We start from the raw sequence: 8044 nt of genomic DNA on the forward strand, positions 1-8044 counted from the left end.
GCTACGGCGGCAGTTGCTTCCCGAAGGACGTGAAGGCGCTGATCCGTACCGCACGCGCGAACGGTCAGGATCTGAAAGGGCTGCAGGCGGTGGAAGACGCCCACGACGTGCAGAAGATGGTGCTGGTGGAGAAGGTGGTCGCGAAGTTCGGCGAAGAGCTGTCGGGCCGCCGCTTCGCGCTGTGGGGCCTGGCGTTCAAGCCGCACACCGACGACATGCGCGAAGCGCCGAGCCGGGTGATCATCAACGAACTGTTCCGTCGCGGTGCGACCGTGACGGCCTACGACCCAGTGGCGATGACGGAAACGAAGCGCATCTACGGTGACGAGCCGCGACTGACGCTGGCCGACAAGCCGATGGACGCGCTGGAAGGCGCGGACGCGCTGCTGATCGTGACCGAGTGGAAGGAATTCCGCAGTCCGGACTTTGAGCGTATCAAGGGTGCGCTGAAGCAGCCGGTGATCTTCGACGGTCGCAACCTGTACGAGCCGGAGGTGCCGCGCGCCGCCGGCATCGAGTACTCGGCCATCGGCCGGCGCTGATCCCCGCACGATGAAAGTCCTGCTCACCGGCGCCGCCGGTTTCATCGGCATGCACGTGGCGCTGCGCCTGCTCGAACGCGGTGACGAAGTGGTCGGGCTGGACAACCTGAACGACTACTACGACGTGCGCCTCAAGGAAGCGCGGCTGGCCCGGCTCACGCCGGCGGCCGGCTTCCGCTTCGTCAGGATGGCGGTCGAGGACCGCGACGGCATGGCGAAGCTGTTCGAGGCCGAGCGTTTCGACCGCGTCGTGCACCTGGCCGCCCAGGCCGGTGTGCGCTACTCGCTGCAGAACCCGAACGCCTACATCGACGCCAATATCGTCGGCTTCATGAATGTGCTCGAAGGCTGCCGGCATTCGGCGGTGAAGCATCTGGTGTACGCCAGCAGCTCCAGCGTCTATGGCGGCAACACGAAGATGCCGTTCAGCGAGGCCGACAGCGTTGACCACCCGGTCAGCCTGTACGCCGCGACCAAGAAGGCCAACGAACTGATGGCGCACACCTACAGCCATCTGTACGACCTGCCGACCACCGGTCTGCGCTTCTTCACGGTCTATGGCCCGTGGGGCCGGCCGGACATGGCGCTCTTCCTGTTCACCAAGGCAATGATCGAAGGGCGGCCGATCGACGTGTTCAATCACGGCGAGATGCAGCGCGACTTCACCTATATCGACGACATCGTCGAAGGCGTCATCCGCACGCTGGATCGCGTTGCCGAGGCCGATCCGGCTTTCGATGGCGACCATCCGCACCCGGGGCATTCGAAAGCCCCGTTCAGGGTCTTCAACATCGGCAACCAGGGGCCGGTGCCGCTGATGGATTTCATCCACGCGATCGAGATGGCGCTGGGCATGACCGCGCAGAAGAACCTGCTGCCGATGCAGCCGGGCGACGTGCCGGCGACCTATGCCGACGTATCCGAACTGACGGCCTGGACCGGCTTCTCGCCGCGCACCGCCATCGACGACGGTGTGGCGCGCTTCGTCGCCTGGTACCGCGACTACTACCGGGTCTGAACGACCCGCGTCACGCAGACAAGGGCGCCGCGGGCGCCCTTGTCACTTCTTCAGCTTGTAGTCGATCGGCAGCAGGAACTCCAGCCGCTGGCCGGCGAGCGCTGCCGGTACCGGCGGCAGCTTCGTCTTCTTCACCAGCGCCAGCGCCGCTTCGTCCAGCACCGACTGGCCGGATTCGTCGACCAGGGTGGCCGATACGAGCTGGCCGTTCTCGATGACGATGAGCACCTTGGGTGTGCCTTCCAGCCCGCGCATCGCCGCCAGTCGCGGATAGGTCTGCCCCTTCTTGATCTCTGCCGACAGCGCCTGGCCGTAACCCGCCTTCAGCGACTGGAAATCGACGCTAGGCGCTGCCGGTGCCGGCGCGGGCGCAGGGACCGGCGCTGGTGCGGGTGGCGGTGGCGGGGCATCGATCGGCGGCAGCGGCGCCGGTGGCGGCTGCACCGGCACCACGCGTTCCTCGGGCGCCGGCGACGGCGCTGCCGGCGCAGCCAGCACCGGCAGCGGTGCCTGCTGAGGCACCGGCTTGGGCGGCTTGGGTACCGGCTTGGGCGGTGGCGGCGGGGGCGGCGGCTCGACCGGCTTTGGCGGCGGAGGAGGCGGTGGGGGAGGCGGCGGAGGTTCTTCCTTGATCATCCGCACATCGACGCGGATTTCGGTCGGCGCCACGCGCGGCACATACACCGACGCCCGCCAGACGACGAAGCTGTGCACCAGGATGGACGCGACGAAGGCGGCTGCCCAGAGCCAGGAGCGGAATCGCGTGAAGTCGCTGAAGTAGGCGACGTAAGGCGGACGGAGGACGGATGTCGGATTCATCGGCGAGGCGGTGGCAAGCCCGGACGAGTGGTTTGTTCTGTTCCGGGCGGGGCAGCCGCGGACTTTACTTCAATTGCCGCGTGCGGTGCACCGTCGGGAAAACATCCCGATTGCTGTTGCCGCGCAGCAATCATGAGGCGGCGCGTGGATGTCGACGTATCACCCGCAGCAGGATGGCGCCGATCATCAAGCCGGCCAGCACGGTCGACAGCAGCGTCGCCAGCCAGAAACCGGCCGCCCCCATCGGCTGCGCGATCAGCGCGATGCCGGCCCCGGGCAGGCCGTGAAAGGCGAGCACGTAACCGCTGCCCAGGCCGACGCCCCAGAAGCAGACGGTGTGCACGATCATCGGCGCCACCGTCACCTTGTAGCCGCGCAGCGCGAACGAAGCCAGCGTGTGCGCGGCGTCGATCAGCACGAACAGCGCGACATAGGGCAGCAGGCTGCGGGCGACGCCCAGCACCGCCGGGTCCTTGCTGTAGAAGGCCAGCACCGACTCGCGCGACAGCCACAGCAGCAGGCCGACGAACACCGTGAGCACGCTGGCCATCGCCAGGCCGGTCAGCGCCGTGTGGCGGGCACGCAGCCAGTCGTGTGCGCCGGCTGCCTGACCGACCAGCACCAGTGTGCCGCTGCCCAGTGCCAGCGGCAGCATGAAACAGACGCCGTTGATGTTGGCGATCACGCGGTGTCCTGCTACCACGTCGGCGCCGAGCCGGGCGACGAACAGCGCAATCAGCGTGAAACTGGTGATCTCGACGAAATTCGATACGCCCATCGGTCCGCCGAGGCGCAGCATTTCGCGCTGTGCCCAGGCCCTGGGCGCCTGCCAGTCGTGAAAGGGGCGCAGCGCGCGCAGTTGCGGCGAGTACTTGAGCCACAGCAGTGCGCAGACCACCGACAGCCAGTTAACCACCAGCGTGGACAGCCCGCAGCCGAGCGCACCGAGCGGCGGGCCGAAAGCGCCGGTGGTGAGTGCCCAGGCCAGCGGCACATGCACCGCCAGGCAGGCCAGCATGATCACCATCACCGGCCGCGGCTGGCCGATACCATTCATCAGCGCCTGAAAGGCGCGGAACAGCAGCGCGCCGGGTACCGCGAAGGCGAGGGCGAGCAGGTAGTCACGCGTTTTCGCCTCGACCACCGGATCGAGCTGCGACAGCGCGAGCAGCGGGTCGGGCAGGGCGAGCAACAGTGCACCGGGCAGCGACAGGAAGAGCGCCATCCACACCGCCTGCTGGAAGGCGGGCGCGATGTCCTCGCGCCGGCCGGCGCCGACGTGGTGCGCGATGATGGGCGCGGCGGCATACAGGATGCCGATCAGCGCGATCACCACCGAAATGAACAGTCCGCCACCGACCGCGACGGCAGCCAGATCGGCGGTGGCGTGACGGCCGGCGATCAGCGTGTCGGCGACATTGGTGCCTATGCTCGCCAGCTGCGACACCAGCATCGGTGCGGCCAGCGCGAAGATGCCCGCAGCGGTGCCGCGGCGGGCGTCGGCGGTCACGATTCCGCCAGTGCGCGCGCGGCGTCGCCGACCAGCGCCGGGCCACGGTAGATCAGGCCGCTGTACAACTGCACCAGCTGCGCGCCGGCATCGATCTTGTCCTTCGCGTGACGACCTTCGGTGATGCCGCCAACGCCGATCAGCGCGACCTTGCCGTCGAGCTTCTGCGCCAGGGCGCGCAGCACGGCCGTCGATTTCTCGCGCACCGGCGCGCCCGACAGACCGCCGGCTTCGCCGCCGTGCGGCAGGTTTTCGACACCGGTGCGCGACAGCGTGGTGTTGGTCGCGATCAGCGCGTCGATGTGGTGGCGCACCGTCGCCTCTGCGATCGCGTCGATCTGCTCGGCGTCCAGGTCGGGCGCGATCTTCAGCGCGATCGGCACGGTACGGCCGGCGGCGGCGTCCAGCTTCTGGCGCTCGGCGTCGAGCGCGCCGAGCAGCTGGTTCAGTTCGTCAGCGCCCTGCAACTGGCGCAGGTTCTTGGTGTTCGGGCTGGAAATGTTGACCGTGATGTAGCGCGCGTAGGGGTGGGCGCCGCGCAGGCCGATCAGGTAGTCGTCGGTGGCGCGCTCGATCGGCGTGTCCGCGTTCTTGCCGATATTGATGCCGAGAATGCCGCCCTCGCGCACCCAGCGCGAGCGCTTCACGTTGTCGACCAGCGTGTCCAGGCCCAGGTTGTTGAAACCCATCCGGTTGATGATGCCCTGCGCCGCCGGCAGCCGGAACATGCGCGGCTTCGGGTTGCCCGGCTGTGGACGCGGCGTGATGGTGCCGATTTCGATGAAGCCGAAACCGAGCCGCGCCAGACCGTCGATCGCGGCGCCGTTCTTGTCCAGCCCGGCCGCCAGGCCGACAGGATTGGGGAAATCCAGGCCCATGCAGCGCACCGGCCTGGGCGCGACGCGCTGCAGCGGCACCAGCCCGGGATGTTTCGCCAGCGTGCCCAGCGTCAGATCATGGGCACGTTCGGCGTCGAGCGAGAACAGCAGCGGGCGCAGCAGCGGGTAGAGCATGGGTGGAATCCGGTTCGCAGGTCGCAGGGGTGCGACGCAAAGGCGCGGATTATCGGCCCGGCGGCGGGGGCAGGCAACCAGCGGTGGCAGCGACAAGAGCCAGGGTTGTGTGTGGAAAGGGCTTCTGACATCGACGGCGGTCTGCCGAAGCCGCATCGCGACCAGAGGTCGCTCCCACCAAAGCACTCCCTGACGGCGGCTGGAGCAGGGGTCTTGTGGGGGCGAGCTTGCTCGCGATTGCGGCCTCAATCGAAGCTGGCCGTCTGCCAAAGTCGTATTGCGACCGCAGGTCGCCCACAAGAGCGGCGCTACAGCCCCAGTTCGCCGTCGTCCAGTTCCCGCCAGACGCTGTCGATGCGGCCTTCGAGTGGGCGGAAGCGGGCCTTGTAGGCCATCTTGGCGCTGTCGCGTATCCAGTAGCCCAGATAGACGTAGGGCAGGCCGAGCAGGCGGGCCAGGCTGACCTGCCACAGGATGTTGTAGGTGCCGTAGCTGGCGCCTTCGACATCAGGGTCGTAATAGGTGTAGACCGACGACAGGCCGTCGTCGAGGATGTCGATGATGCTGACGATGCGCAGCGGGGCGTCCGGCTCGCTGCCTTCGCGGAATTCGATCAGTCGGGTATCGACATGGCTCTGCAGCAGGAAGTGCGAATACTGTTCGCGCGAGTCCTGGTCCATGCCGCCACCGCTGTGCCGGCTCGACTGGTAGCGCTGGTACAGCGCGTAGTGCTCCTCGCGGAAGGACAGCGGCGCCTCGCGGGCGACCAGGTTCTCGTGTCTTCTTTCCGAGCGGCGCTGCGTGCGCGAGGCGGTGAAGCGGTTGACCGGCAGGCGGACCGGCGTGCAGGCGCGGCAGGCGTCGCAATAAGGGCGGTAGGTGAACACGCCGCTGCGACGAAAACCGGCGCGCACCAGATCACTGTACAGCCGGGCGTCGATCAGGTTGGACGGCGTGGCGACCTGCGAGCGCGCGGTGCGGCCCTGCAGGTAGGAGCAGGCATAGGGTGCCGTTGCATAGAACTGCAGCGTGGTGAAAGGCAGGTCCTTGAGCAGCGCCATCGCGTCAGCGGAATCGGTGTCCGTTTCAGAGTCTGAAGTAAGCCGGTATTTCGTCGGGCCGCCAGCGCCGCGGATGGGCCGACTGCACCGAATGTGACAGCACGCGGCAGAATTCGCTGCGTGCAATTTCACGTCCGCCCATGGACGCCAGGTGCGCGGTGTTCATCTGGCAGTCGATCAGCGCATAGCCCTGCGATTCAAGATAGCGTGCGAGATGCACCAGCGCAATCTTCGAGGTGTCGCGGGCGCGCGAGAACATCGATTCGCCGTAGAACATCCGCCCCAGCGCAAGACCGTAGAGACCGCCCGCAAGTTCGCCATCGACCCAGGTTTCGACGCTGTGCGCCCAGCCCTGCGTGTGCAGCGAGCCGTAGGCGGCGATCATGTGGTCGCTGATCCAGGTGCCGGCCTGGTCATCGCGTGGCTCGGCACAGGCGCGCATGACAGCCTCGAAGGCGGTGTCGCAGCGGACTTCGTACGGCCGGTTGCGCAGTACCTTGCGCATCGACGGCGTGATGCGGATTTCGGCCGGCACCAGCACCATGCGTGGGTCCGGGCTCCACCACAGCACCGGCTGATCCTCGGAGAACCACGGGAAGATGCCTTGCCGGTAGGCGTCGAGGATGCGCTGCGGCGTCAGTTCGAGACCGGCCGCCAGCAGCCCGTCCGGGTCGCGCAGCGCCGTATCGACCGGCGGAAACGGGTCGCCGGGTTCCAGCCAGGGAATCACGCCGCGCTGGACAGCGGTTCGACTGCGGTCTCGGGGTGGCGGAAGGCCACCACGTGGTCGGCATCGAGACGGATGCCGATGAATTCGCCGATCGCGTGGTTGTGGTGCGACGGCACCAGCGACAGCACGCGGCGGCCCGAGCCGAGTCGCAGGGTGTACAGGAATTCGGCGCCGCGGAAGGACTTGCACAGCACTTCGGCGCGCAGTGGTGCGGCGTCGTCGTGCACCACGTCGTCCGGACGCAGCAGCACGTCGACACGGTTGTCGGCGGCGCAGTGCGGACAGCCGTCGTCGCAGCGGAAGGGGAACTCGCTGCGCAGCACGCCCAGCTCCATTTCCACCTCGTGGTCGCCGCGCAGCGTACCCGGCAGGAACACGCCCTGACCGACGAAATCGGCGACGAAACGGCTCTCCGGCTTGTGGTAAAGGTTGTACGCACTGTCCCACTGCAGCAGCTGGCCGCCCTGCATGACGCCGATCTCGTCGGCGATGGCGAAGGCTTCCTGCTGGTCGTGCGTGACGAGGATGGCGGTGATGCCGCGCGCCTTCAGGATGTCGCGCAGCTCGGTCGCCAGCCGGGTGCGCAGTTCGACGTCGAGGCTGGAGAAGGGCTCGTCGAGCAGCAGCAGTTCCGGGTCCGGTGCCAGCGCGCGGGCCAGTGCGACGCGCTGCTGCTGGCCGCCCGACAACTGATGCGGGTACTTGTCGGCGTGCTCGGTCAGCCCGACGACCGCCAGCATTTCGTCGGCGCGCGCGCGTTTTTCGTCACGCGAACCGCTGCGCAGGCCGAAGGCGACGTTGTCGGCCACGCTCAGATGCGGGAACAGTGCGAAGTCCTGGAACACCATGCCGACGCGCCGCTGTTCCGGCGCCAGATGCTGGCGGCTGGACGACACCGTGACTCCGTTGATGTCGATGTGCCCCTCGCGCAGCCGCTCGAAGCCGGCGATGGCACGCAGCACCGTCGTCTTGCCACAGCCCGAAGGGCCGAGCAGGCAGCCGATCTGGCCGCGTTCGAGACGCAGCGACAGGTCGCGGACCACTTCGGTGGTGCCGTACGCGATGCGTACGGATTCAAGCAGCAGCTGTGACATGGACCGAAGTGTGGCGGAGGAGGCGGTACAAAAAGGTGATCCGGATCAAGACCGATAATCGCTCTCAATTATAATGCGCCTGCCGCTGCGTGAGCGTACCGGCCACCGATAACTCAAGCCGGGACAGCCGGCATGCCCCACTTGTCTGCCCGCCGTCTCCATCCCCTGTCGCTGATCGCACTGCTGCTGGCGCTGCTGGTGGCCGCACCGGTGCTGTCGGTGCTGTTCAACCTTTTCAGCGGCGGCACCGGCGACAC

General features: G+C 67.5%; 8 protein-coding genes. 2 read left to right on the plus strand and 6 right to left on the minus strand.

Going from position 1 to position 8044, the window contains the following annotated elements; translation table 11 throughout:
- Positions 1–542, plus strand: a 542-nt coding sequence (locus AC51BJ_RS17390) for a UDP binding domain-containing protein (protein WP_496281074.1), incomplete at its 5' end; no start/stop codon positions are given.
- A 10-nt stretch (positions 543–552) separates the two neighbouring features.
- A complete protein-coding gene (locus AC51BJ_RS17395) occupies positions 553–1560 on the plus strand; it encodes an NAD-dependent epimerase (protein WP_430434086.1) in 1008 nt (335 codons plus the stop codon).
- Positions 1561–1602: 42 nt separating this feature from the next.
- Here the strand turns inward: AC51BJ_RS17395 and AC51BJ_RS17400 are convergent, their stop codons facing one another.
- From AC51BJ_RS17400 to AC51BJ_RS17425, 6 genes are all read right to left on the minus strand, one after another.
- Positions 1603–2379 (minus strand): energy transducer TonB, encoded by a 777-nt coding sequence (locus AC51BJ_RS17400; RefSeq protein WP_430434085.1) that lies wholly within the window; start codon positions 2377–2379, stop codon positions 1603–1605.
- Between the two features lie 130 nt (positions 2380–2509).
- Positions 2510–3889 carry an MATE family efflux transporter gene (locus AC51BJ_RS17405; RefSeq protein ID WP_496281075.1) on the minus strand — a complete coding sequence of 460 codons (1380 nt, stop codon included), beginning with the start codon at positions 3887–3889 and terminating at the stop codon, positions 2510–2512.
- Complete coding sequence (locus AC51BJ_RS17410) at positions 3886–4902, minus strand: quinone-dependent dihydroorotate dehydrogenase (RefSeq protein ID WP_496281076.1); 1017 nt, start codon at positions 4900–4902, stop codon at positions 3886–3888. Before AC51BJ_RS17410 ends, AC51BJ_RS17405 begins: the two co-directional genes overlap by 4 nt.
- A gap of 308 nt (positions 4903–5210) precedes the next feature.
- Positions 5211–5963: an arginyltransferase gene (locus AC51BJ_RS17415; protein WP_430434082.1), complete on the minus strand. Its 753-nt coding sequence runs from the start codon at positions 5961–5963 to the stop codon at positions 5211–5213.
- Positions 5964–5988: 25 nt separating this feature from the next.
- Entirely contained in the window at positions 5989–6693 is a 705-nt protein-coding gene (gene aat / locus AC51BJ_RS17420) for a leucyl/phenylalanyl-tRNA--protein transferase (protein WP_496281077.1), read from the minus strand.
- A complete protein-coding gene (locus AC51BJ_RS17425) occupies positions 6690–7787 on the minus strand; it encodes an ABC transporter ATP-binding protein (protein WP_496281078.1) in 1098 nt (365 codons plus the stop codon). Before AC51BJ_RS17425 ends, aat begins: the two co-directional genes overlap by 4 nt.
- Positions 7788–8044: the final 257 nt, after the last annotated feature.

The organism is Methyloversatilis sp. S146-33 (assembly GCF_059552495.1).

Bases quoted from the DNA above. Each gene is read 5' to 3' on its own strand.
- AC51BJ_RS17415 (WP_430434082.1), bottom strand. From the start codon at position 5,963: ATGGCGCTGCTCAAGGACCTGCCTTTCACCACGCTGCAGTTCTATGCA.
- AC51BJ_RS17400 (WP_430434085.1), bottom strand. From the start codon at position 2,379: ATGAATCCGACATCCGTCCTCCGTCCGCCTTACGTCGCCTACTTCAGC.
- AC51BJ_RS17410 (WP_496281076.1), bottom strand. From the start codon at position 4,902: ATGCTCTACCCGCTGCTGCGCCCGCTGCTGTTCTCGCTCGACGCCGAA.
- AC51BJ_RS17425 (WP_496281078.1), bottom strand. From the start codon at position 7,787: ATGTCACAGCTGCTGCTTGAATCCGTACGCATCGCGTACGGCACCACC.
- AC51BJ_RS17395 (WP_430434086.1), top strand. From the start codon at position 553: ATGAAAGTCCTGCTCACCGGCGCCGCCGGTTTCATCGGCATGCACGTG.